At 58.3% G+C, this 23,656-nt stretch carries 22 protein-coding genes; 20 read left to right on the top strand and 2 right to left on the bottom strand.

Annotated features, from left to right (window positions below; genetic code table 11):
- Positions 1–20 precede the first annotated feature (20 nt).
- Positions 21–1,022 (bottom strand): LLM class flavin-dependent oxidoreductase, encoded by a 1,002-nt coding sequence (locus ACQZ6D_RS11935; protein WP_076845444.1) that lies wholly within the window; start codon positions 1,020–1,022, stop codon positions 21–23.
- A gap of 132 nt (positions 1,023–1,154) precedes the next feature.
- Positions 1,155–3,464, bottom strand: a complete 2,310-nt coding sequence (locus ACQZ6D_RS11930) for a methyl-accepting chemotaxis protein (protein ID WP_112682431.1) — start codon at positions 3,462–3,464, stop codon at positions 1,155–1,157.
- A 248-nt stretch (positions 3,465–3,712) separates the two neighbouring features.
- Here ACQZ6D_RS11930 and ruvC point away from each other — a divergent pair, with 248 nt between their 5' ends.
- The 20 genes from ruvC (at position 3,713) to serA (ending at position 23,447) form a co-directional block, all read left to right on the top strand.
- The gene (gene ruvC, locus ACQZ6D_RS11925; RefSeq protein WP_003511398.1) at positions 3,713–4,225 is read left to right on the top strand and encodes a crossover junction endodeoxyribonuclease RuvC; all 513 of its coding nucleotides are present in this window, start codon (positions 3,713–3,715) and stop codon (positions 4,223–4,225) included.
- A 31-nt stretch (positions 4,226–4,256) separates the two neighbouring features.
- Complete coding sequence (gene ruvA / locus ACQZ6D_RS11920) at positions 4,257–4,874, top strand: Holliday junction branch migration protein RuvA (RefSeq protein ID WP_003511397.1); 618 nt, start codon at positions 4,257–4,259, stop codon at positions 4,872–4,874.
- Between the two features lie 125 nt (positions 4,875–4,999).
- Positions 5,000–6,040: a Holliday junction branch migration DNA helicase RuvB gene (gene ruvB / locus ACQZ6D_RS11915; RefSeq protein ID WP_003511396.1), complete on the top strand. Its 1,041-nt coding sequence runs from the start codon at positions 5,000–5,002 to the stop codon at positions 6,038–6,040.
- Between the two features lie 52 nt (positions 6,041–6,092).
- Entirely contained in the window at positions 6,093–6,311 is a 219-nt protein-coding gene (locus ACQZ6D_RS11910; protein WP_076845583.1) for a hypervirulence associated TUDOR domain-containing protein, read from the top strand.
- A gap of 37 nt (positions 6,312–6,348) precedes the next feature.
- Complete coding sequence (locus ACQZ6D_RS11905; RefSeq protein WP_076845446.1) at positions 6,349–6,927, top strand: DinB family protein; 579 nt, start codon at positions 6,349–6,351, stop codon at positions 6,925–6,927.
- The gene (locus ACQZ6D_RS11900) at positions 6,927–7,454 is read left to right on the top strand and encodes an NUDIX hydrolase (protein ID WP_076845447.1); all 528 of its coding nucleotides are present in this window, start codon (positions 6,927–6,929) and stop codon (positions 7,452–7,454) included. The genes ACQZ6D_RS11905 and ACQZ6D_RS11900 overlap by 1 nt, the downstream gene beginning before the upstream one ends.
- On the top strand, positions 7,451–7,987 hold the full coding sequence (locus ACQZ6D_RS11895; protein WP_076845448.1) for an NUDIX hydrolase: 537 nt from the start codon (positions 7,451–7,453) through the stop codon (positions 7,985–7,987). Before ACQZ6D_RS11900 ends, ACQZ6D_RS11895 begins: the two co-directional genes overlap by 4 nt.
- Positions 7,984–8,424: a tol-pal system-associated acyl-CoA thioesterase gene (gene ybgC / locus ACQZ6D_RS11890; protein WP_003511391.1), complete on the top strand. Its 441-nt coding sequence runs from the start codon at positions 7,984–7,986 to the stop codon at positions 8,422–8,424. Before ACQZ6D_RS11895 ends, ybgC begins: the two co-directional genes overlap by 4 nt.
- A 261-nt stretch (positions 8,425–8,685) precedes the next feature.
- Positions 8,686–9,405, top strand: a complete 720-nt coding sequence (gene tolQ / locus ACQZ6D_RS11885; protein ID WP_003511390.1) for a protein TolQ — start codon at positions 8,686–8,688, stop codon at positions 9,403–9,405.
- A 46-nt stretch (positions 9,406–9,451) separates the two neighbouring features.
- Positions 9,452–9,910: a protein TolR gene (gene tolR, locus ACQZ6D_RS11880; RefSeq protein WP_003511389.1), complete on the top strand. Its 459-nt coding sequence runs from the start codon at positions 9,452–9,454 to the stop codon at positions 9,908–9,910.
- Positions 9,911–9,918: 8 nt separating this feature from the next.
- The gene (locus ACQZ6D_RS11875) at positions 9,919–11,088 is read left to right on the top strand and encodes a hypothetical protein (RefSeq protein ID WP_013761817.1); all 1,170 of its coding nucleotides are present in this window, start codon (positions 9,919–9,921) and stop codon (positions 11,086–11,088) included.
- Positions 11,089–11,108: 20 nt separating this feature from the next.
- Positions 11,109–12,416 carry a Tol-Pal system beta propeller repeat protein TolB gene (gene tolB / locus ACQZ6D_RS11870; protein WP_003511387.1) on the top strand — a complete coding sequence of 436 codons (1,308 nt, stop codon included), beginning with the start codon at positions 11,109–11,111 and terminating at the stop codon, positions 12,414–12,416.
- A 210-nt stretch (positions 12,417–12,626) separates the two neighbouring features.
- Positions 12,627–13,160: a peptidoglycan-associated lipoprotein Pal gene (gene pal / locus ACQZ6D_RS11865; protein WP_003511386.1), complete on the top strand. Its 534-nt coding sequence runs from the start codon at positions 12,627–12,629 to the stop codon at positions 13,158–13,160.
- A gap of 158 nt (positions 13,161–13,318) precedes the next feature.
- Positions 13,319–14,311, top strand: coding sequence for a tol-pal system protein YbgF (gene ybgF, locus ACQZ6D_RS11860; protein WP_162632837.1), 993 nt, complete (start codon positions 13,319–13,321; stop codon positions 14,309–14,311).
- 30 nt (positions 14,312–14,341) lie between these two features.
- Positions 14,342–15,679 (top strand): tRNA lysidine(34) synthetase TilS, encoded by a 1,338-nt coding sequence (tilS, locus tag ACQZ6D_RS11855; protein ID WP_448729953.1) that lies wholly within the window; start codon positions 14,342–14,344, stop codon positions 15,677–15,679.
- A gap of 154 nt (positions 15,680–15,833) precedes the next feature.
- Positions 15,834–17,798 (top strand): ATP-dependent zinc metalloprotease FtsH, encoded by a 1,965-nt coding sequence (gene ftsH / locus ACQZ6D_RS11850; protein WP_013761814.1) that lies wholly within the window; start codon positions 15,834–15,836, stop codon positions 17,796–17,798.
- A 188-nt stretch (positions 17,799–17,986) separates the two neighbouring features.
- A complete protein-coding gene (glmM, locus tag ACQZ6D_RS11845) occupies positions 17,987–19,339 on the top strand; it encodes a phosphoglucosamine mutase (protein WP_003511381.1) in 1,353 nt (450 codons plus the stop codon).
- 188 nt (positions 19,340–19,527) lie between these two features.
- Complete coding sequence (locus ACQZ6D_RS11840; protein ID WP_003511380.1) at positions 19,528–20,373, top strand: outer membrane protein; 846 nt, start codon at positions 19,528–19,530, stop codon at positions 20,371–20,373.
- 216 nt (positions 20,374–20,589) lie between these two features.
- A complete protein-coding gene (locus tag ACQZ6D_RS11835; protein ID WP_003511379.1) occupies positions 20,590–21,768 on the top strand; it encodes a phosphoserine transaminase in 1,179 nt (392 codons plus the stop codon).
- A gap of 83 nt (positions 21,769–21,851) precedes the next feature.
- Positions 21,852–23,447 (top strand): phosphoglycerate dehydrogenase, encoded by a 1,596-nt coding sequence (gene serA, locus ACQZ6D_RS11830; RefSeq protein WP_003511378.1) that lies wholly within the window; start codon positions 21,852–21,854, stop codon positions 23,445–23,447.
- The last annotated feature ends 209 nt before the right edge of the window (positions 23,448–23,656 follow it).

Genomic DNA, 23,656 nt, shown 5'->3' with positions numbered 1-23,656 from the left:
ATCGCTCCGGGGCTTTTTGTTTAGGCGGCCTTCCTGATGGAGGTCCGCACATCGGCGAAGATCTCCACGGATCGCAGCCGTTTTTCGATATTGTGGATCGGCATCGAGACGATCAGTTCGTCGGCCTGCGTTTCGGCGAGGAAGCCGTCGAGGTGGCGTCCGATTGTTTCAGGCGAGCCGACGGCGGCGAAACGCAAGGTATGTTCCACCGAAAAACGCTCCATCTCGTTCCAGTGGTCGTCCATGCTGTAAACCGGCTTGGGGAACGGGACGCGTACATTGCGGCGCAGGTTGACGAATTGCTGCTGTGACGAGGTGAAGAGATATTGCGCCTCCTCGTCGGTATCGGCGCCGACTCCCATCACTCCAACCATCACATAGGGCTTGTCCAGCGTCGCAGAGGGCTGGAAGCGCTCGCGATAGATATGGATCGCCTCCATCAGCATGTCAGGCGCAAAATGCGACGCAAAGGAATAGGGCAGGCCGAGTGCAGCTGCCAGATGCGCGCTATAGGTGCTTGAGCCAAGCAACCAGAGCGGCACGTGCGAATTCATGCCGGGCACGGCAAGGATCGCCTGATCCTGCTGGGGCTGGCCAAGGTATTGCTGGAGCTCGATGATGTCGTGCGGGAAGTTCTCCGCACCGGCATCAAGATTGCGGCGCAGCGCCCTTGCCGTCCGCATATCGGTTCCCGGCGCGCGGCCAAGTCCGAGATCGACCCGGCCAGGCAACAGTGCCGCCAGCGTGCCGAATTGTTCGGCAATGACGAGCGGGGAGTGGTTAGGCAGCATGATGCCGCCTGAACCGACGCGAATATGTTTCGTGGCGGCACCAACATGGGCGATCACGAGCGATGTGGCTGCGCTCGCAATACCGGGCATGCCATGGTGCTCCGCAAGCCAGATGCGGTTGTAACCGTGGTCTTCAGCCTTGATCGCCATGCGGCGAGAATTCTCAAGCGCCTGGCTGACGCTCTCGCCTTCGCCGATTGGCGAAAGGTCGAGAATGGAAAAGGGGATCATCCAACGCTCCTACACAAATTCTGTCTTTGATGCGGATGTAAGGCGCGTGTCCCGATTTACCATAGAAGTCGCGCAGAATTGAAGGATGGTTCAAAAAAATTGGGGCCTCGAAAGAGGCCCCTTTTCATTTTTTTAGCCCGCTCGACGGAATTGCCGGGTTTCGCGATGGTCTGGAGGTTGCCGGTCGGAAGCGAGCACGAATTGTCCGAGCCTGCCGTCCATCTCGCCCGCCTCGGAAGCGAGATTGTGAATGGCCGCCGTCGTCTCCTCCACCATGGCGGCATTTTGCTGCGTCATGGTGTCGAGACTGGTGACGGTGCTGTTGATTTCCGCAAGCGTATGCGCCTCCTCGCGGGTGGATTCCATGATCTCTTCGATGCGGGAACTGATGGTCTGCACGTGCTTGCCGATGCCGGTTAGCGAGGCCCCCGCCTTTTCGACCAGTGCCACGCCGGTGGAAACCTCGTCGGTGGAGCGCTTCAGCAGGCTGGTGATTTCTTTTGCGGCGGCGGCCGAGCGTTGTGCCAGCTCGCGCACCTCCTGCGCCACAACGGCAAAACCCTTGCCGGCCTCGCCCGCACGCGCGGCTTCCACACCTGCGTTCAGGGCGAGAAGGTTGGTCTGGAAGGCGATTTCATCGATAACGCCGATGATCTGGTTGATCTGGCGCGACGAGGTCTGGATCGCTTCCATGGCGGCGATTGTTTGCTCCATGACGTGGCTGGACGCAGTGGCCTGCGTACTGGCGTCGCGGGCGATCCGTGTTGCCTGTTCGGCGCGTTCGATCTGGTCGCGGACGGCTTCGGTGATTGCCTTGATGGCGCTTGCCGTCTCGGTAATGGAGGCGGCCTGCCGTTCGGTGCGCTCAGCGAGCTGGTCTGCACCTACTCGCATTTCCTCCGAGCCGCCGCGAACGGCGGCGGAATTGCCGCCGATGGCCTGCATGGTCTCGCTGAGCCTTGCAAGCGCCGTATTGAAGTTGTGGCGCAGGCTTTCAAGATCGTCTGGGAAGACAGTCTCAATGCGATAGGCGAGATTGCCGCTTGCCAGTCGATCCAGCCCTTCGTCAAGAGAACGCACGACCATTTGCAGCGTGCCGGCCTCGGCCTCTCGTTCCGCAAGATGTGCGCGGCGTGCCATTTCGGCTTCCTCGCGCGTACGGGACGCGGTCGCTTCCATTTCCCTCTGCAAAATGAGTTTTTCGCGGAAACTGCCAAGCGCGCGCGCCATGCGGCCGATCTCGTCCTTGCGGTCCTGATTGCCGATCTCGGCATCGAGACGGCCTGCCGCCACTTCGCCGGTCAGCCCGGCCAGCTTCTCCAGCGGTGCGAACAGGCGCCGTGCAAAAAAGGCGGTTGCCGCGCACATGGCTGCCAGAACGCAAAGGCCGATGACGGCTAGCGTGCCGGCAATCGAAATGGAACCGGCGTTCAACTCGCTGCGCAACATGCTTTCCACCGCGAGGTATTTTTCACCGGCAAACGAAAAGGCGCGGGCATAGGCATTGGCTTCGCCGTCCGGACGGTTGATCTTGGCAATCGTCATACCGGACGTATTGAGTGCTTGTGCATGGAAGCCATAGATTGCCGGATTAAGGCTGACGAGACCGTTTCCGTCCACGCCCAGAACCTTGCCATCGGCGGAAACGATCGCGGATTGTTCGGAGCTGCCGGCGGAGATGCCTTTCGCGAGGATCTGGCTGAAGACCTCTTGTTTGACGCGGAAGAGAACGATGCCCTTGAACGCACCGAATTTGACTACCGGAATACCGAAATAGATGCCGGCCTCTTTAGTCGCGGCGTCGATGCGCAGACCGGAGAAACTCGTCTGCGCCACGTCGTTCACGGCTTTTCCTGCGTTGGTGGCTCCGCGCGCAAAAGCAGCCCCAAGGCCGCTATCCGCCCAGGCGCCACCCGTGACGGTTTCCCCGAAAGCCGGTCCTTTCAGATAGGAGTAATAAACCGTGCCGGCCGGATCGATGAATAGAACATCGCTGAATGGGGTTCCCTTGAGGTAGCCGCCGATATCCGTCTGGGTTTTTTCATGGGTGGAATAATAAAAGCCGCTCGGATTTTCGGGCTTGATGAGCTTTTCTTTCTCTCCGTAGGGGTTTTCCTTGACGAAGACGCGTTGCAGTTCCGCCTTTGCGTCGCCGGAACTCTTCTGCACGGTGCCCCAGCCGCTGCGCATGGAAACTACCGCCATCTGCAGGGATTCGATCTTGGCGATAGAATCCGCCTGCGTTTCAAGCTGCTCAAGGCGTTCCTGCAGCATATCGCCCCTGAAGACGAGAATGCTCTCCATGGATTTCGACGCCTGTTCCTCGAGAACGCCGCTGCTGCTTTGATAGCCGAGAAGCGTGAGAGCCCCGGTCGAGATCGTCATCAGCGCAAGGAAAATCACGAGCACTTTGGTGGATATGGAATGAAAACGGTTCAGCATGGCCGATGCAGCCCTCAATGCCGTATCACTTCCCGCACCATGCATTGATGGCGCCACCGGATGGCTGATATGGCGAAAATATTGCGCTGCGGATCATCATGTCCGCAGCTCCCCTTTTTTGATTTTGTGCGGGAACAATGCGGTACGCGGTTTAAGCAGAGGTAAATGCTGCACTGCAAATTTGATCAATGTTGTCGTTTTGTTCACTTATCGCTGGCAGGGTCGCAGCCGAAAAGATAGGGTGGCTTATGCAAAAGACGATTCGAATCATCGGTATCGACCCCGGGTTGCGGCGCACCGGATGGGGTGTCATCGAAACCTTCGGCAACAGCCTTCGGTTTGTCGCTTCCGGCACTGTGACATCGGATGGTGATATGGATCTCGCCTCCCGCCTGTGCCAGCTGCATGATGGGCTGGCGGATACCGTTCACAGCTATCAGCCCGATGAGGCGGCGGTGGAGCAGACGTTCGTGAACAAGGATGCTGTCGCCACGCTGAAGCTCGGTCAGGCGCGCGGCATTGCCATGCTGGTTCCGGCGAGGGCAGGGTTGCCTGTTTTCGAGTATGCGCCGAACGCGGTCAAAAAAGCCGTCATAGGTGTTGGGCACGGCGAAAAGCAGCAAATCCACATGATGCTGAAAATCCTGATGCCGAAAGCAGAATTCAAGGGTAACGATGCGGCGGACGCCTTGGCGATCGCAATCTGCCACGCCCATAATCGCGGCGGCGACAGGATGGCGCGGCTATTGGCAGCCGGTTGAATATTGAAGTCTCATTGCAGCGGGCGGCATCATGATCGGAAAACTTAAAGGCACCATTGAGGAAATCGGCACGGATTACGTGCTGGTGGATGTGCACGGCGTTTGTTACGTCGCCTATTGCTCGGCGCGCACACTCTCAAAAATAGGTTCCGCTGGTGAAGCGGTCGTCCTCTTCATCGAAACCTATGTGCGCGAAGACCAGTTGAGGCTGTTCGGCTTTTTGTCGGCACTTGAGCGGGAATGGTTCAATCTGCTCCAGAGTGTGCAGGGGGTCGGTTCGAAAGTGGCGCTGGCCGTCTTGTCTACCCTGTCGCCTTCTGAACTCGCCAATGCGATAGCGCTGCAGGACAAGGTGATGATTTCGCGTGCGCCGGGCGTAGGGCCGAAGGTGGCGGTGCGCCTCGTTACCGAGCTTCGCAACAAGGCGCCTGCCTTTGCAGGAGAAGCTTCGGCTTCCATCGGGCTCAAGCAGGAACTTGGCGAGGGTGTCGCCTCCGCGCCGGTGGCGGATGCCGTGTCGGCGCTCACCAATCTCGGCTATTCACGCGATCAGGCCGCAAATGCCGTTGCGGCCGCGCTGAAGAACGGCGGGGAGGGCGGCGACAGTGCCAAACTCATCCGGCTCGGCCTGCGCGAACTTTCACGCTAAGCTGCGCGCAGCAAGCGAACAAAGCCGGGTGCGATGCTGAATTTCGTGAAGCGCCTTCGTGCGACAGTCGTGATATAGCGGCGAAGACCATCTCTTGAACTGGTTAGAACAATGGAATGCCCTCTATGAGCGATGCGGACAGACTGATTTCGGCGGACAAGCGCGGTGAAGATATCGACACCACAATGCGCCCGCAGTCGCTGGACGATTTTACCGGCCAGGCCGAGGCTCGCGCCAATCTCAAGGTGTTTATCGAGGCCGCCAAGAACCGTGGCGAGGCGCTGGACCATGTGTTGTTCGTCGGGCCTCCCGGTCTCGGCAAAACCACGCTGGCGCAGATCATGGCCAAGGAGCTTGGCGTCAACTTCAAGTCCACCTCCGGACCGGTGATCGCCAAGGCTGGCGACCTTGCCGCACTTTTGACCAATCTCGAGGAGCGCGATGTGCTCTTCATCGATGAAATCCATCGTCTCAACCCGGCAGTCGAGGAAATTCTCTATCCGGCGATGGAGGATTTCCAGCTCGACCTCATCATCGGTGAGGGGCCTGCGGCCCGCTCGGTGAAGATCGATCTTTCCAAGTTCACCCTCGTTGCCGCGACCACGCGTCTTGGTTTGCTGACAACGCCGCTGCGCGACCGCTTCGGCATTCCTGTCCGTCTGGCCTTCTACACTGTCGACGAGCTGGAACTGATCGTTCGGCGCGGCGCGCGGCTGATGGGTCTGAACATGACCGACGATGGCGCACGCGAGATAGCAAGGCGTGCACGCGGCACGCCGCGCATCGCCGGACGGCTCTTGCGCCGGGTTCGCGATTTCGCTGAGGTGGCACGGGCGGAAGCCGTCACCCGTGAGATTGCCGACGAAGCGCTGACGCGGTTGCTTGTCGACAAAATGGGTCTCGATCAGCTGGACATGCGCTATCTGACCATGATCGCGGTCAATTTCGGCGGCGGCCCTGTTGGTATCGAGACCATCGCCGCTGGCTTGTCGGAGCCGCGTGATGCGATCGAAGACATCATAGAACCCTACATGATCCAGCAGGGTTTCATCCAGCGCACGCCGCGCGGCCGCGTTCTGACCGGCACTGCCTGGAAACATCTGGGCATGCAGCCGCCTAAAGATCTCGAGGCGGCGCAATTCCGGCTGACGCTGGAAGAGGATTGAGGGAACAAGCCCGGCGCTTTCGCATTTGATTTTCTTTGGTCAGGAAATGATGATGCCTGAATATCGCAAGGGTACGAAGGTTCGCTGGAAATGGGGCAACGGAACCGGCGAAGGAAAAATCGTCGAGACGTTTACTGATGATGTCGAAAAAACGATTTCCGGTTCCACGATAAAGCGCAAGGCCAGCAAGGACGAACCCGCCTATCTTATCGAGCAGGAAGATGGGGCGAAGGTTCTGAAGAGCAAGTCCGAGCTTGAACACGTCGATTGAAAAACGGCGTTATCAGGCGCCATGAGAAGGGACGTCGATGGCCTACGATCCGATGCGGGTTTTCCGCAAACTCGCGCGCAACAACCGGCTGGCTAATTTAAGGCTGCATCAGGCTTGTCTTCAGCTGTTGCAGGAGGAATTCGTGGCCGCTCGCGTCAGCTTCTTTCCAACCCTTCGGGCGACCCTGAACCACATCTACACCGTTGACCTGTTTTATATCGACGCTGTCAAAGGCGGGACGCTCGGCCTTGCCGCTTTTGAAGAAGAAGAGCCTTTCACCACCATGGCGGAGCTGCATGCTGCCCAAGCGAAACTGGACGAAGAACTGATCGATTTTGTCGACATGCTGGATGAGGACGGCCTCGCTGCCATCGTCAATATTCATCGTGGAATACGCATCCAGCAGGATCGCTGCGATGATGTGTTGTCCCATCTCTTCCAGCACCAGACGCATCATCGCGGGCAGGTGCATGCCATGTTGTCCGGCACCATGATCAAGCCGCCACAACTGGATGAATTCATTGTGGGAGACGACGCAAAGGCGAGAAAAGCCGAGATGGATGCGTTAGGGTGGACGGAAACCGATTTGATGTTTCCAGCCAGCAGGTTCAGTTAATGACGCAAGACACCACGGTGCAGGACACCCGTATTCGCATGAAATTCAAGCCGAAACGCATTTTCCAGATGCGCGTTGCGGGGCTGGCGTTTCGGGATGGCCACGTGTTGGTGCACCGCGCGTCCCATGAGAAATTCTGGACCTTTCCGGGTGGCCGCGCCGAAATGGGCGAGCGTTCCGAAGAAACGCTGGCGCGCGAAATGGTCGAGGAACTTGGCGTCGAAGCGAAGGTCGGGCGGCTTCTATGGGCGGTCGAGAATTTTTTCCATTATGAGGGTAAGGAGTGGCACGAACTCGGTTTCTATTACCTGATGGATTTGCCGGAGACCCTTGCCTTTCACCCGACGGATATCATTCACCGCGTTCAGGATGGCGATAACGAGCTCGAGTTTCGCTGGGTCGCCGCGACCCGTGATGCATTGACCGAACTCGATATTCCGCCCTATTTCATCGCGGATGAAATAGAACACCTGCCTGACACCACACGACACCTTGTCTGGTATGACGGCGACCTGGACGCCAAATGACTTCTGCCCCTGAGCGCCATATGATCCGGCTGGACCGCAAGCCGCAGCTGTTCAGCATGCGTGTGGCGGCGTTGATTTTCCACGACAACTATCTTCTCGTCCAGCGTGGCGCCAAGGATAGCTATTGGGCCCTGCCGGGCGGGCGGGCGGAAATCGGTGAAAGCTCCGAGCAGACCATCATCCGCGAGATCGGCGAGGAGCTCGACCGGGATTGCGCCGTCGAGCGTCTTCTCTGGTCGGCGGAGAATTTTTTCGCCTATGATGATTATGCCGCGCATGAACTGGCATTTTATTATCTGGTTTCGCTGCGCCAGCCTTTGCCGTTCCATGAAAGCGATATAGTGCATCGCGTGCTGGATGGCGTCGAGGTGGAGTTCCGCTGGCTGCCCGCGCAGCCTTCCGCGCTGCTGGAACACGATCTCAGACCCCGTTTCATTGCTGAGCGCATCGAGATGCTGCCTCAGCGCCACGAGCATCTTATCGTCCGCGAAGGTCGTTCAGGTGCGGCCGAACTTTCCAAGGAGATATCATGAGCGAGCTTGTGGTTTCGCTTTCCGGCGAACTCATCGAACATGGGCACCGCCTGACGCAGCGGGTCTATTATGAGGACACGGATTTTTCTGGCCTCGTTTATCACGCGCGCTATCTGCATTTTCTCGAGCGCGGTCGAACCGACTACCTGCGTTGCCTCGGCTGCGAGCAAAGCGCACTCCTGACCGCCGACGAGGAGGGTCTCGTTTTCGTCGTCCATCGTATGGAGATCGATTTCAAGAGCCCGGCCCGGATGGATGATGTGTTGACGATCACCACCCTTACCGAAAAGGCCGGGGGCGCAAAAATGGTGCTCAATCAGGAAATCCGGCGCGGCGAAACGCTGCTTGTTGCCGCCAAGGTCATCATCGCCGTCATCAATGCCAATGGCCGGCCAAGGCGCCTTCCGGAGACGGTGGCCGAAAAATTCCTGAAGTAAGTTCGGGGCTGGTCCAGTAAATCCATCAGACGTGGCGCGGTTGTAACACTCCTTTAACCATAATGGTGTCTTACTTTAGCAACTGGCATTTGTGCGGCGCACGCCTTCCTTTCACCAAATTTATTGGCAAGTAAGGCTTACTGGCAAGTATCGGGGTATGGCAAAGGGGTTTGCGGCTGTTGCTGCATAGCTTCGAGCGTTAACACGCGTTTGAATCGCCCGGTCCCGTACCGGGCGTTTGGATTCGGGGATTGGATATTTATGGAACAGGCAGGTTTGGCAGCGGCGACGCACGATGTAAGTCTCTGGGCGCTGTTTATGCAGGCGGGCCTCATCGTGAAGTTCGTGATGATTGGACTTATCGCCGCCTCGGTCTGGACGTGGGCGATCGTCTTCGACAAATACGTAAGCTTCGGCAAGGCAAAGCGCCAGTTCGACCAGTTCGAACAGGTCTTCTGGTCTGGCCAGTCGCTCGAAGAGCTTTACCGCACTCTGGCAGAACGCCAGAATGTTGGTCTCGCGGCAATTTTCGTTTCCGCCATGCGGGAGTGGAAGAAATCATTTGAACGCGGCGCCCGTTCACCCATCGGTCTGCAAATGCGTATCGACCGGGCAATGGACGTGACGATTGCTCGTGAAGGCGAACAATACGAGGCTCGCCTCGGTTCGTTGGCGACGATCGGTTCTGCCGGTCCGTTCATCGGCCTCTTCGGTACGGTCGTTGGTATCATGACCTCGTTCCAGGCGATTGCCGGTTCGAAGTCCACCAACCTTGCGGTCGTGGCGCCGGGTATCGCCGAAGCGCTTCTGGCAACGGCCATCGGTCTTGTCGCGGCTATTCCGGCGGTTATCGCCTACAACAAGTTCACGGCTGATGCGCACAAGCTTTCCGCTCGCATGGAAGGTTTCGCCGACGAGTTCTCCGCGATCCTGTCGCGCCAGATCGATGAAAAACTTCAGACGCGGCAGGCAGCCCAATAAGCGCGCCGCGCAGTAATTTGCCGCAAGGCAAAATGGAGTAGATGTTATGGGTATGTCAGCAGGTGGCAGCAGCGGCGGTTCCGGTGGACGCCGTGGGCGCGGCGGACGTCGCAGGGGCGGCGCGATCAGCGAAATCAACGTGACGCCACTGGTTGACGTCATGCTTGTGCTTCTCATCATTTTCATGGTGGCCGCACCGATGATGACGGTCGGCGTTCCGATCGACCTGCCGCAGACATCTGCCAACGCGCTGAATTCGGATACGCAGCCGATCACGATTTCCGTCAATGCCAATGGCCAGATCCATTTGCAGGAAACGGAAATCCAGGCGGCCGAGGTGGCCGACAAGCTGCAGGCAATCGCCACGACAGGCTATAACGAACGCATCTTCGTGCGCGCGGATTCCGTTGCCGCCTATGGCGTCGTCGCCGACGTGATGGCGCGTATCCAGGCAGCGGGCTTCAAGAATATCGGCCTTGTGACCCAGCAGAAACAGGATAATTGACGTCAGCGATGAAGGGCAGCCTTACCACATCCGCGATCGTGCACGCATCGCTTCTGGCTTTCGCCCTCGTTTCCCTGGGCTCGCCGGAGCCTCTTGACGTGTCGCAGGCTGAGGCACTGCCTGTGGAGCTGGTGCCAATCGAGGAATTGAGCCAGATCCAGCAAGGCGACAAGAACGCGCCGAAGGCGGAAAAGTCGGCCCCGGTTCCGACTACACGTCCGGATATCGTTCCGAACGCTCAGAATGTCGGCAACAACGTGGCCGATATAGAAGCGCCGCCGACGCCTACTACAAAGCCGAACGACAATATCAGTGCGGCCGCTCCGCCAAAGCAGGAAAAGCCGCAGCCGGTTGTCGACACCAAGGCGAATGAGGTGAAGGAAATCGTCAAGGAAGAGACCTCGGCTCCGAAGCCGCAGGAAATGGCCGCCTTGCCGCAGACTAAGCCCGAGATCGCGCCGCAACCGAAGACGGAGCCGCCGCCGCAGGAAACGAAAGCGGAAGAGCCACCCCCGGTGCAACAGGAACCGGCCGAAATTCCCGTGCCGCCGAATGTGCCGCGCCCGAATTCCCGCCCGGAGCCGCCGAAGCCGGAAGTGCCGAAACAGGCTGAGACCAAACCTGCCGAGCAGAAGCCCGCTGAGAAGCCTGCAGAGACCAAGCCCGATCAGGCAAAGTCCACGGACAAGCCTTCCGACAAGAAGCCGGGTGAGAAAAAGCAGGAAACGGCGAAATCCGCTTCGTCGAAGGAAAGCGATTTTAACGCTGACGATGTTGCCGCGCTTTTGAACAAGCAGGCGCCCTCCGGTGGTGGTGCAAAGCGCTCCACCCAGCAGGCATCGCTTGGCGGCAAAAAGACCACGGGCGGTTCGACGCTCAGCCAGACGGAAATGGATGCGCTGCGTGGCGCAATCCAGAAAAACTGGCAGATCATTCCCGGCATGGCGGATGCCTCGGACGTTCGCGTTCGGGTCACCATGAAGCTTGACCGTGATGGATCCATCATCGGCCGACCCGAGATCGAAGCAACGGGTGGTTCCGAGGGAACGCGTCGCGCCCTTTCCGGTGGTGCCTATCGCGCCATCATGCGTTCTGCTCCGTTCACGAACCTTCCTGCCGACAAATATGATGCATGGAACGAAGTCGTAGTGAATTTCGATCCCAGTGAATTGCTATGAATGCTGAAAGGCCTGGCAACATGAAGATATTTTCGCCGATCCGGCTGGTGCTCGCTGTCGCGGCCCTTATGTCGGTTTTCTCCGCACCGGCTTTTGCGCGGGTGGAAATCAACATCAACAAGGGCAACGTCGAACCCTTGCCCATCGCCATCACCGACTTCATCTCGGGTGACGGCATCGGCGCGCAGGTATCGGCCGTAATTGCTGCCGATCTGCAGCGTTCCGGCCTGTTTGCGCCAGTCAACAAGAGTGCCTTCATCGAAAAAATCGCCAACCCGGATCAGCAGCCGCGTTTTGAGGACTGGAAGGTTATCAACGCGCAGGCACTCGTAACGGGCCGCGTGACGCGTGAAAGCGATGGCCGTCTGCGTGCGGAGTTCCGCCTTTGGGATACTTTCGCAGGCCAGCAGATGACCGGGCAGCAGTTCTTCACGCAGCCGGAAAACTGGCGCCGTGTCGCCCACATCATCGCGGACGCCATTTATGAGCGCGTCACCGGTGAAAAGGGCTACTTCGATACCCGCGTCGTTTTCGTCTCCGAAAGCGGCCCGAAGACAGCCCGCAAGCGTCAGCTGTCGATCATGGACCAGGACGGCTTCAACGTCCGTAACCTCACCAATTCGAACGACATCGTCCTGACACCGCGTTTTTCGCCGAACCGTCAGGAAGTCACCTACATGTCGTTTGAAGGCCAGCAGCCGCGCGTTTACCTGCTGCAGCTGGAAACCGGACAGCGCGAAGTGGTCGGTAATTTCCCCGGCATGACATTCTCGCCGCGCTTCTCGCCGGATGGCCAGAAGGTCATCATGAGCCTTCAGCAGGATGGTAACGCCAATATCTACACCATGGACCTGCGCTCACGAACCACGACGCGCCTGACGAACACGTCCGCGATCGATACTGCACCGTCATTCTCCCCGGATGGGCAACGTGTTGCCTTTGAAAGCGACCGTGGCGGCCGTCAGCAGATATACGTGATGAATGCCGATGGTTCAGGACAGCAGCGTATTTCGTTCGGCGACGGGTCGTATTCCACGCCGGTCTGGTCGCCACGCGGCGATCTGATCGCCTTCACAAAGCAATCGGGCGGTAAGTTCTCGATTGGCGTGATGAAAACCGACGGTTCGGGTGAGCGCATTCTGACCAGCGGCTTTCATAATGAAGGCCCAACATGGGCGCCGAACGGCCGTGTGCTGATGTTCTTCCGCCAGAACGCTGGTGCTGGCGGTCCGCAGCTCTATTCGATCGACTTGACCGGCTACAACGAACAGCTGATCAAGACTCCCACCTTCGCTTCAGACCCGGCCTGGTCGCCGCTTCTGGACTGATATTGACTGCCATGACGGCGCCGGCCCAACCGGCGCCGTCATGTTTTTACATATGCCGTACGGGAAACTGCCTCTTTCTTGCCGCAAAGTGTTGTGAGGGAGCAAAAAAGTGGGACGTTTCCTTTCTGTTAACCATAAGCGTTTGTCGGCTATTAACCTCGATCCGTTAGTGTCTGGCAACGTTATTGCAATCCCAAGGAGAGACCGGCGATGAGCCGTACACACACTTCGGCACTCAGCCCGATGCAGAAACTGGCCCGTAATCCGGCTGTTATCGCCATGACGCTCGCTCTTGCTCTCGCAGGCTGCGCGAACAAGAAGAACATGCCGAATAGCGCCGGTGAGCTCGGTCTCGGCGGTGCGGGTTCTGCGACGCCCGGCTCCCAGCAGGACTTCACGGTTAATGTTGGCGACCGCATCTTCTTTGATACGGACTCGACGTCCATCCGTGCAGACGCGCAGCAGACGCTGCAGCGCCAGGCACAGTGGCTTGCCCGTTACCCGAAATACGCCATCACCGTCGAAGGCCATGCCGACGAGCGCGGTACGCGTGAATACAACCTGGCGCTCGGCGCCCGTCGTGCCGCTGCAACCCGTGACTTCCTGGCGTCCCAGGGCGTTCCGGCAAGCCGCATGAAGACGATCTCCTACGGCAAGGAAAAGCCGGTCGCCGTCTGCGATGACATTTCCTGCTGGTCGCAGAACCGCCGCGCTGTGACGGTTCTCGGTGGCGCAGGCATGTAATCGCCTGACGCTTTTGTGATCTCGAATGGAAGGCGGTCTATGGGCCGCCTTTCGTTTTTTTCATAGTTTGGCCGAAGTTAAGTTGCTTTTTCGGTTGATATGGAAAAAATCCGGCTTGCGCCATTCCGGTGCAAATCAGTTAAGGCAGGGCAAATGAGATGAAGAAACTTGTCGTGGCGGGAATGCTGGGGCTTGCAGCCTGCACCGGCTTGAGCGGCACAGCCGTTTCGGGTCCGCTGTTCGGTGCGGGGGGTAGCTTCGGCACGATCAACTCTCAGCAGGTCCCAATTGTGCGGGTTCAGGCCAATGAAGCCTATAAGGTTCAGCAGCTTGAAGAACAGATCCGGCAGCTCAACGGCCGTATCGAAGAAATGAGCTTCCAGCTTTTGCAGATGCAGGAAACGATCCGCAAGGCGCAGGAAGACAATGAATTCCGTTTCCAGGAACTGGAAGGCGGCAAAGGCGCGAGTACCACTGCGCCGAAAAAGAAGGCGGAGGCCACTCCGGCCGCTCCGCCGAGCGACGACGTTGCAACGATCATCGAAACGCCACCTCAGGGTGGCGCTTCCGTTTCGCCGTCCTCTTCCGCGAACGCGCCGACGAGTGCACCGGGAGAGACGACGCTTGGCTCCATCGAGCTTGATTCCAAGGGCATGCCGATCGGTGGCTCATTGAACCAGGGTGCCAACAATTCTTCCGGTAGTCTTCCGGGCGTTACCACCGGCAACGGTGCGCGCAAGACCGATCCGGTCAACACCGCAGCACTCACCAGCGAGGGCGATATCTATCAGGCTGCTTACGGCCATGTTCTTTCCGGCGATTACAAGCTTGCGGAGCAGGGGTTCCAGCAATATCTCCAGGGTTACCCGAAAGGCGCCAAGGCCGCCGATGCCAGCTTCTGGCTGGGCGAGGCACAATATTCGCAGGGCAAGTTCAACGAGGCCGCAAAAACTTTCCTGAACGGCCATCAGACCTATGGCAAGTCTCCGAAAGCACCGGAAATGCTGATGAAGCTCGGCATGTCGCTTGCAGCTCTGGACAACACCGAGACCGCCTGCGCCACGCTGCGCGAAGTGCCGAAGCGTTATCCCAGTGCTTCAAAGACTGTGCTGAACAAGGTTGCCAGCGAACAGAAGCGGCTGAGCTGCTGATCTTGCTCCTGCCATGGCGGCGGTCTTTCCATGCCGGTTGATGTCCGCATTTTGAACGAAAAGACGGTTGCGCCGCTCGCTGCGGCAAGGTCCTTTGTCGAAAATTTTCGCAAACCCGTCCATATTCTCATCGCAATCTCCGGCGGTAGCGATTCCACCGGTCTGTTGCTGGCAATGCATGAGGCGAGGGCGGAGGCAGACCCCGACCGGGTGCGGCTTTCCGCCGTCACGGTTGACCATGCCCTAAGGGCGGAATCCGCTGATGAGGCTCACAAGGTCTCCTTGCTCTGCGCGGAACTCGGTATCCCGCATACCGTGCGCCGATGGGATGACCCCAAACCCGCTTCCGGCATTTCCGAAGCCTCTCGCCTTGCCCGATATAGTCTGATCGCCGGTGTTGCGAGCGACATTGGCGCTGATCTCGTCATGACGGGGCATACTTTTGGCGACCAGCGGGAAACCGTGGCGATGCGTGCCGCCAGAAGCGGCAGCAGCGAAAATCTCGGCCTCGCCGGCATGGCGGATGCTGTATTATACGGTGGACGCCACTGGATCATGCGGCCGTTCCTGACCTGTGAAAGACAGGAGATCCGCGATTTCGTATCATCTCGCTCGCGTGGCTGGTTTGACGACCCGAGTAATGACAACGCGCACTACGAGCGGGTTCGTGTGCGGCAGTCGCTTTCCGACTCTCCGCCGCCGTTTGATGCGCAGGCCGCCGTCAAACGACAGGCATATTCCGAGAAAACCGCCTTTTTCCTCCAACAAAACGCAGAAGTCTTTCACGCCACGCTCGCCAGATTGTCGATTGAAGGCCTGATGCCCGATCTTCCCGAATTTCGGCACGGGCTAGCGGTGCTCATCGCTAATCTCGGTGGAAGGGTCTATTTCCCGGCGGCCAGCAGCATGGATCGGGTGTTGCAGTTTCTCAAAACCAGCGAGAACGGACGGATAACGGTTGGCCGCGTTCTTCTCGATCGCCGAAAGGACGGGCTTTATCTTTTCCGCGAGCACCGGAATATGCCGGAACTGCAAGTCGAGGCTGGTGGGCAGGGCCTCTGGGACGATCGTTTCCTTGTGAAAAACACGTCGGCTTTTCCGGTCAATATTGCGGCGGGCAGGACGGGTGGTATTGTGGATGCGGCAGCGCTTTTTCCAGCGGTGCCGCCAGGGATTGCAAAACAGGCGATGGCGATCCTGCCGCAAATTGCCACGTTGGTTCCCGGTCGAGCCTCTCCGGAAGGTGCCATCAGTATCGTGCCGAGGCTTGCCCCCTTCGATCTTTTTCTGCCGCGCTTCGACCTTGAGTTGGCGAATGCCATCGCGGTTTTATTCGGCCGTGCGGCCTATCCACAGCCGCCGGTTTAAATCCGGCCTCTTTTTCGTGAATTGCCTTGGAATAGTTTTTACACCAAAACGCATCAGATAACGCCCTTTGCCTTGGCAACGGCAGATGTCGTCCTTATGTTAGGGTCGAGTAATAGCGGGCAGCAAACATGTCCGTGTGAGTTCGGGGAGTTCGATGAACCCAAATTTCAGAAATTTCGCCTTGTGGGCCGTGATTGCCCTCTTGCTGATCGCTTTGTTCAGCATGTTCCAGACTTCGCCGACGCAAACGGGTTCGCGGGAAATTCCGTATTCCCAGTTTCTCCGCGATGTGGATTCCGGGCGAGTTCGCGACGTGACCGTCACCGGTAACCGGGTTCTCGGAACCTATACCGAAAACGGCACGGCCTTTCAGACCTATTCCCCAGTAATCGACGACAGCTTGATGGAGCGCTTGCAGAGCAAGAACGTCACCATCGTCGCGCGTCCCGAGAGCGACGGTTCTTCCGGTTTTTTGAGCTATCTCGGCACGCTTTTGCCGATGTTCCTCATCCTCGGCGTCTGGCTGTTCTTCATGCGGCAGATGCAGGGTGGTTCGCGCGGCGCGATGGGCTTTGGCAAGTCAAAGGCCAAGCTTTTGACGGAAGCGCACGGCCGCGTGACGTTTGACGACGTCGCAGGTGTGGACGAAGCCAAGCAGGACCTTGAGGAAATCGTGGAATTCCTGCGCGATCCGCAGAAGTTCCAGCGCCTCGGCGGCAAGATCCCGCGCGGCGTGCTGCTGGTCGGCCCTCCAGGTACTGGTAAGACGCTACTGGCGCGCTCCGTCGCGGGTGAAGCTAATGTGCCGTTCTTCACCATTTCCGGTTCTGACTTCGTGGAAATGTTCGTCGGCGTCGGCGCAAGCCGTGTGCGTGACATGTTCGAGCAGGCCAAGAAGAATGCGCCGTGCATCATCTTCATCGACGAAATCGACGCTGTCGGTCGTCATCGCGGCGCCGGTCTCGGCGGTGGCAATGACGAACGCGAACAGACGCTCAACCAGCTGCTGGTCGAGATGGACGGCTTCGAGGCGAATGAAGGCATTATCCTCATCGCCGCCACCAACCGTCCGGACGTTCTCGATCCCGCGCTTCTGCGTCCCGGCCGTTTCGACCGTCAGGTCGTCGTGCCGAACCCGGATATCGTCGGCCGTGAGCGCATTCTCAAGGTTCACGTTCGCAACGTGCCGCTGGCTCCGAATGTCGATCTCAAGGTTCTGGCCCGTGGCACCCCCGGTTTCTCAGGCGCTGACTTGATGAACCTCGTCAACGAAGCCGCCCTGATGGCTGCTCGCCGTAACAAACGCGTGGTTACCATGCAGGAGTTCGAGGACGCCAAGGACAAGATCATGATGGGTGCGGAACGCCGCTCCTCCGCCATGACCGAAGCGGAAAAGAAACTGACCGCTTACCACGAGGCGGGGCATGCGATTACCGCGCTGAAGGTTGCTTTGGCTGATCCGCTGCACAAGGCGACAATTATTCCGCGCGGCCGTGCACTCGGCATGGTCATGCAGTTGCCTGAAGGTGACCGCTACTCCATGAGTTACAAATGGATGGTGTCGCGTCTGGTGATCATGATGGGTGGCCGCGTTGCCGAGGAGTTGACCTTCGGCAAGGAAAACATCACCTCCGGCGCATCTTCGGATATCGAGCAGGCCACCAAGCTTGCCCGCGCCATGGTAACGCAATGGGGCTTCTCCGACGCTCTCGGCCAGGTCGCCTATGGTGAAAACCAGCAGGAAGTCTTCCTTGGCCATTCCGTCTCGCAGTCCAAGAATGTCTCCGAGGCAACGGCTCAGACGATCGACACCGAAGTCCGCCGCCTGATTGACGAGGCCTATACAGAGGCACGTCGTATCCTGACGGACAATCACGACGGGTTCGTTGCTATTGCCGAGGGTCTTCTGGAATACGAAACCCTCACGGGCGACGAGATCAAGGCTTTGCTGAGGGGCGAGAAGCCGGCCCGCGATCTGGGTGATGATTCTCCTGGCAGCCGTGGCTCGGCTGTTCCGAAAGCAGGCACCAAGAAGGATGGCCCAAGCGAAGTCAAGGGTGACGGCGAAGCCAAGGGCGACGGCGAGGCTGAAGGCGGCATGGAGCCACAGCCGCACTGATTGCCTGATCAAGACGACTATTGAAAAAGGCCATCCGGTTTTCCGGGTGGCCTTTTCAGTTTGGTAACAAGATATAAGCCATTTTTGCTGTAATTTACGTGCTGTTTATCGTGGTTTGTGGCATTTAGCCAAAAACGCTTCCGGTAGTTTTATGCTATGCCGGAATGCCCGAAAGATTTGGAGTTCAAATGGCACGCCGTTATTTCGGAACCGATGGTATCCGCGGACAATCGAACGTCTTCCCCATGACGCCGGATCTGGCGATGCGTGTGGGCATTGCGGTCGGAACGATCTTCCGCCGGGGCCATCATCGCCATCGTGTCGTGATCGGCAAGGATACCCGGCTTTCGGGCTACATGCTAGAAAACGCGCTGGTCGCAGGTTTCACCGCGGCAGGCCTTGATGTCTTCCTGCTCGGGCCCATTCCAACCCCCGCTGTTGCCATGCTGACCCGCTCGCTGCGGGCCGATATCGGCGTAATGATCTCGGCGTCGCACAACCCATTTTCCGATAATGGAATCAAGCTTTTCGGACCCGACGGATACAAGCTTTCCGACGAGCTTGAGCTGGAAATCGAAGATCTTCTCGACAAGGATCTCTATGCCCAGCTCGCCAAGCCGAGCGAGATAGGACGCGCCAAGCGCGTGGATGGCGATATCTACCGCTATATCGAATTCGTCAAACGTACCCTGCCGCGTGATGTGACGCTGAGCGGGCTCAGGATTGCCATCGACTGTGCCAATGGCGCTGCCTACAAGGTGGCTCCCGCAGCACTCTGGGAACTGGGCGCCGAAGTCGTTACCATCGGCAACGAGCCGAACGGCATCAATATCAATCTCGAATGCGGCTCCACCCACCCGGAAGCCCTGCAGAAAAAGGTGCATGAGGTGCGGGCCGATATCGGCATCGCGCTCGATGGCGATGCGGACCGTGTCATCATCGTCGACGAACGCGGCGAGATCGTCGACGGCGACCAGCTCATGGCGGTGATTGCCGACAGCTGGGCTTCCGACAATACCCTGCGTGGTGGCGGCATTGTCGCAACCGTGATGTCCAATCTCGGTCTTGAGCGTTTCCTTGGCGACAAGGGTCTCACCCTTGCTCGCACCAAGGTGGGCGACCGTTATGTTGTCGAACATATGCGCAACCACAATTTCAACGTCGGCGGTGAGCAGTCCGGCCACATCGTATTGTCGGATTACGGCACGACTGGCGATGGGCTGGTGGCAGCTTTGCAGGTTCTCGCCAAGGTCAAACGTTCGGGCCTCACCGTCAGCGAGGTTTGCCGCAAATTCGAGCCGGTGCCGCAGCTTTTGAAGAACGTGCGTATTTCCGGCGGCAAGCCATTGGAAAATCCGATCGTGCAGCAGGCGATCGCCGATGCGGAAAGCGCATTGGCCAATAATGGCCGCCTCGTCATCCGCCCTTCCGGGACGGAGCCTTTGATCCGCGTCATGGCGGAGGGCGACGATAGTGCGAAGGTGGAGCAGATCGTCAACGATCTCGTCGGGGTCATCACCAATGCCCGCTCGGCTGCATAAATTGCGCCACCAAATGTGAAAAGAAAAAGCCGGCTTTCGAGTCGGCTTTTTCTTTGAGTATTGCCTAATAAATATAGTGAATGATCGTGGTTAATCGGGACTTAACCATTTTACGCCAATCTCCGTGACTGAACAGTTCACTGGCATTTGCTGCCGCAACGGCAGGTGCCTCTTCTGGAGTGGAAGTCATGAAAAACGCTTTGGCCGGCATTCTGGCCGTTCTGATGACCGGCACGAGCGCCTTCGCTGCCGATCTTTATCAAGCTGAACCTGCGCCTGCCTATGTCGAGGCACCCGAAGTGCAGATCACGCAGGCAAGTGGTTGGTATCTGCGCGGCGACGTCGGTTATTCCTTCAACAAGCTTCGTGGCGCCAACTATTATCAGGGTGGACCGGGTGGTTATCTCGCCGATTTCGATACGGCTAATGTCAAGGATAGCTACATCGTCGGCGCCGGTGTCGGTTATCAGTTCAACAACTATTTCCGCAGTGACGTAACCTTCGATTACATGGGTAAATCGGATTTCCGCGGGTCTACCATCGGCGGCTGTGGTTCCGTGCCCGGTCCCTGCGTTTCAGCGGATCTCAGCTCACTTAGAGCATATACGCTGATGGCAAACGCCTATGTCGATCTTGGTACCTATGGCCGCATCACGCCTTATGTTGGCGGCGGTATCGGCGGCTCCTACGTCAAATGGGATAAGCTGCGCAATACTTCGTGCAGCACCAACGGCCTTGGCTGCGACCCGACCACCGAACATGGCGGCAGAGGCAAGTGGCGCTTCGCCTATGCCCTGATGGCCGGTGCATCGATCGATGTTACCTGTAATCTGAAGGCAGATGTCGGTTACCGCTTCCGCCAGATCAACAAGGGCGACATGTTCGATTTTGCGAATGGTGGCGGTCCTGGCCGCGACAAGGGTCTGTATTCGCATGAGGTTCGCGTCGGTGGCCGTTATGTCTTTAACGGCTGCGATACCGCGCAATACATGCCGCCTGCCGATATTCCGCTGCAGCCTGCCGTTTATAAATAAACGTCACGCCCGACTGTTAGCTTCAAGCCGCTCGCATCCTCCTCCGGTGCGGGCGGTTTTTGTTTTCAGCGGTATCCAATTCGTCGCATGACGCATATGGACTAAAATTCTCATGCGTAGCGACATATTCCGCTTGACGGAGGCCGGTGAGAGGAATAGCAACGGCGTCAGGACACCTCTCCCTAACGAGAGGCGCCTATCTGAAAGGGTAGTCAAATGACAGATATAGTGAAGCCGGACCTCCGTCCGGGTAATACGCATTTTTCTTCTGGTCCCTGCTCGAAGCGTCCCGGTTGGTCGCTAGATGCTCTCTCCGATGCACCGCTCGGTCGCTCGCATCGCGCCAAGGTTGGCAAAGCCAAGCTGAAGCAGGCCATCGATCTCACCCGTGAAATTCTCAATGTTCCCGCCGATTATCGCATCGGTATTGTTCCCGCGTCCGACACCGGCGCCGTTGAAATGGCCCTTTGGTCGCTGCTCGGTGAACGCGGCGTCGATATGCTTGCCTGGGAAAGCTTCGGTGCCGGCTGGGTTACCGATGTCGTCAAGCAGCTGAAGCTGAAGGACGTACGCAAGTTGGAGGCCGATTACGGCCTGCTGCCGAACCTGGCAGAAGTCGATTTCGACCGCGATGTGGTTTTCACCTGGAACGGCACCACCTCCGGTGTCCGCGTTCCCAATGCCGATTTCATTCCTGCTGACCGCAAGGGTCTGACGATCTGCGATGCCACATCGGCGGCCTTCGCGCAGGATATGGACTTTGCAAAGCTCGACGTCGTCACCTTCTCTTGGCAGAAGGTTCTGGGCGGCGAGGGTGGCCACGGCGTCATCATCCTTTCGCCGCGCGCTGTCGAGCGTCTGCTGAGCTACGCGCCGGCATGGCCGCTGCCGAAAATCTTCCGCATGGTCTCCGGCGGCAAGCTCATCGAAGGCATCTTCACTGGCGAAACCATCAACACCCCGTCCATGCTCTGCGTTGAGGATTATATCGACGCGCTGCTGTGGGCGAAGAACCTTGGTGGCCTGAAGGCGCTGATTGGCCGTGCCGATGCCAATGCCAAGGTCATCTACGACTTTATCGAGAAGAACGACTGGATCGCCAACCTGGCCGTCAAGCCGGAAACCCGCTCCAACACCTCCGTCTGCCTGAAGATCGTCGATCCCGACGTACAGGCGCTGGATGCTGCTGCGCAGGCGGATTTCGCCAAGGGCATCGTTGCCCTGCTTGAAAAGGAAAATGTCGCCCTCGATATCGGCGCTTACCGTGACGCACCGTCCGGTCTGCGCATCTGGGCCGGCGCAACAATCGAGACGGCCGATATGGAAGCCGTCATGCCCTGGCTGGCCTGGGCCTACCAGACGCAGAAGGCAACACTTTCCAAGGCTGCCGCCTGATTTTGATACCGGCCCTGCGTTGATGCAGGGCCGCCGATTTCCCGCTTTTAAAACTGCACCGTTTTTCAAGGAGCCCCTGAACCATGGCACCTCGCGTACTCGTATCCGACGAACTGTCGGAAACCGCCGTCCAGATTTTCCGTGATCGTGGCGTCGAAGTCGATTTCCAGCCGAAACTCGGCAAGGACAAGGACAAGCTGGCTGAAATCATCGGCAATTACGATGGTCTTGCCATTCGTTCCGCCACGAAGGCGACCGAAAAGCTGATCGAAGCGGCGACCAATCTCAAGGTCATCGGCCGCGCCGGCATCGGCGTCGATAACGTCGATATCCCGGCCGCTTCGCGCCGCGGTATCATCGTCATGAACACGCCGTTCGGCAACTCTATCACCACTGCCGAACATGCGATTGCGCTGATGTTCGCGGTCGCTCGTCAGCTTCCGGCTGCCGATAGCTCCACGCAGGCGGGTAAGTGGGAAAAGTCGAAATTCATGGGTGTCGAAATCACCGGCAAGACGCTCGGCGTCATCGGTGCCGGCAACATCGGCTCCATCGTCTGCTCGCGCGCACTTGGCCTTAAGATGCACGTTCTGGCCTACGATCCCTTCCTGTCGCCGGAGCGCGCGCAGGAAATGGGCGTGACGAAGGTTGAGCTGGACGAGCTGTTGGCGCAGGCCGATTTCATCACCCTGCATGTGCCGATGACCGACAAGACACGCGGCATCCTCAATGCCGAAAACCTTGCCAAGACCAAGAAGGGCGTACGTATCGTCAACTGCGCCCGTGGCGGTCTGGTGGATGAGGCGGCTCTTGCCGACGCCATCAAGTCCGGCCATGTCGCCGGTGCAGGCTTTGACGTTTTCGAAGTCGAGCCCGCCACCGAAAGCCCGCTTTTTGGTCTTCCCAATGTCGTCTGCACGCCGCATCTCGGCGCTTCGACCACGGAAGCACAGGAAAACGTTGCACTTCAGGTTGCCGAGCAGATGTCGGATTATCTGGTCAAGGGTGCCGTCTCCAACGCCATCAACATGCCATCGATCACGGCGGAAGAAGCACCGCGCCTGAAGCCCTTCATCCGTCTGGCGGATGTCCTCGGCTCCTTCGTCGGTCAGGTGCAGGAAAGCGCCACCAAGGAAATCGAAATCCTTTATGATGGTGCAACCGCCAACATGAACACCAAGGCGTTGACCAGCGCGTTGCTGGCGGGCCTTATCCGCAGCCAGGTTGCGGATGTGAACATGGTTTCCGCGCCTGTTATGATCAAGGAAAAGGGTGTTATCCTGTCCGAGGTCAAGCGTGACAAGACCGGCGTTTACGACGGTTACATCAAGTTGACGGTCAAGACTGAAAACCAGGTTCGCTCGGTTGCTGGTACGGTGTTCTCGGATGGCAAGCCGCGCTTCATCCAGATCAAGAACATCAACATGGATGCGGATGTTGGATCGCACATGATCTACATCACCAACACCGACGTTCCCGGCATGATCGGCTTCATGGGCACCACGCTTGGTGAGGCTGGCGTCAACATTGCCAACTTCCAGCTCGGTCGTGAAAAGGAAGGCGGCGACGCCATCGCGCTTCTTTATGTCGATGGTCCGGTTTCCGAAGACGTGCTGGACAAGCTGCGCGCCAACCCGGCAATCCGCCAGGTCAGGCCGCTGACATTCAACATCGACTGATACCTATCGTTCCTCCCAAGGGGACAATAAGGGCCGGTGCAGGGGAAACCCTGTGCCGGTTTTTTTGTTTCTGAACCGCCGGTTTCACCGAAATGTGTGCGTGTTTCTCTCTCTGGTTGCATATCACGAAAAATTTAAGGCGGGCATACTAAAAATGATGATCATGAGTTGCTATATCGCGTGCTGATATGCCGCTCATGGGAGGGTGG

It is taken from the genome of Agrobacterium sp. 22-3639C2, from assembly GCF_053522105.1.
Note: the sequence above shows the minus strand (reverse complement) of the source record. Positions and strands in the feature narration are given on the sequence as shown.

Coding starts and splice junctions, on each gene's coding strand:
- ACQZ6D_RS11840 (WP_003511380.1), top strand. CDS start 19,528: ATGAAAAACGCTTTGGCCGGCATTCTGGCCGTTCTGATGACCGGCACG.
- ruvC (WP_003511398.1), top strand. CDS start 3,713: ATGCAAAAGACGATTCGAATCATCGGTATCGACCCCGGGTTGCGGCGC.
- ybgF (WP_162632837.1), top strand. CDS start 13,319: ATGAAGAAACTTGTCGTGGCGGGAATGCTGGGGCTTGCAGCCTGCACC.
- ACQZ6D_RS11875 (WP_013761817.1), top strand. CDS start 9,919: ATGAAGGGCAGCCTTACCACATCCGCGATCGTGCACGCATCGCTTCTG.
- ybgC (WP_003511391.1), top strand. CDS start 7,984: ATGAGCGAGCTTGTGGTTTCGCTTTCCGGCGAACTCATCGAACATGGG.
- tolB (WP_003511387.1), top strand. CDS start 11,109: ATGAAGATATTTTCGCCGATCCGGCTGGTGCTCGCTGTCGCGGCCCTT.
- tolQ (WP_003511390.1), top strand. CDS start 8,686: ATGGAACAGGCAGGTTTGGCAGCGGCGACGCACGATGTAAGTCTCTGG.
- glmM (WP_003511381.1), top strand. CDS start 17,987: ATGGCACGCCGTTATTTCGGAACCGATGGTATCCGCGGACAATCGAAC.
- ftsH (WP_013761814.1), top strand. CDS start 15,834: ATGAACCCAAATTTCAGAAATTTCGCCTTGTGGGCCGTGATTGCCCTC.
- ruvA (WP_003511397.1), top strand. CDS start 4,257: ATGATCGGAAAACTTAAAGGCACCATTGAGGAAATCGGCACGGATTAC.
- ACQZ6D_RS11910 (WP_076845583.1), top strand. CDS start 6,093: ATGCCTGAATATCGCAAGGGTACGAAGGTTCGCTGGAAATGGGGCAAC.
- ACQZ6D_RS11905 (WP_076845446.1), top strand. CDS start 6,349: ATGGCCTACGATCCGATGCGGGTTTTCCGCAAACTCGCGCGCAACAAC.
- serA (WP_003511378.1), top strand. CDS start 21,852: ATGGCACCTCGCGTACTCGTATCCGACGAACTGTCGGAAACCGCCGTC.
- tilS (WP_448729953.1), top strand. CDS start 14,342: ATGCCGGTTGATGTCCGCATTTTGAACGAAAAGACGGTTGCGCCGCTC.
- ACQZ6D_RS11930 (WP_112682431.1), bottom strand. CDS start 3,464: ATGCTGAACCGTTTTCATTCCATATCCACCAAAGTGCTCGTGATTTTC.
- ACQZ6D_RS11935 (WP_076845444.1), bottom strand. CDS start 1,022: ATGATCCCCTTTTCCATTCTCGACCTTTCGCCAATCGGCGAAGGCGAG.
- tolR (WP_003511389.1), top strand. CDS start 9,452: ATGGGTATGTCAGCAGGTGGCAGCAGCGGCGGTTCCGGTGGACGCCGT.
- ACQZ6D_RS11895 (WP_076845448.1), top strand. CDS start 7,451: ATGACTTCTGCCCCTGAGCGCCATATGATCCGGCTGGACCGCAAGCCG.
- ACQZ6D_RS11835 (WP_003511379.1), top strand. CDS start 20,590: ATGACAGATATAGTGAAGCCGGACCTCCGTCCGGGTAATACGCATTTT.
- ACQZ6D_RS11900 (WP_076845447.1), top strand. CDS start 6,927: ATGACGCAAGACACCACGGTGCAGGACACCCGTATTCGCATGAAATTC.
- ruvB (WP_003511396.1), top strand. CDS start 5,000: ATGAGCGATGCGGACAGACTGATTTCGGCGGACAAGCGCGGTGAAGAT.
- pal (WP_003511386.1), top strand. CDS start 12,627: ATGAGCCGTACACACACTTCGGCACTCAGCCCGATGCAGAAACTGGCC.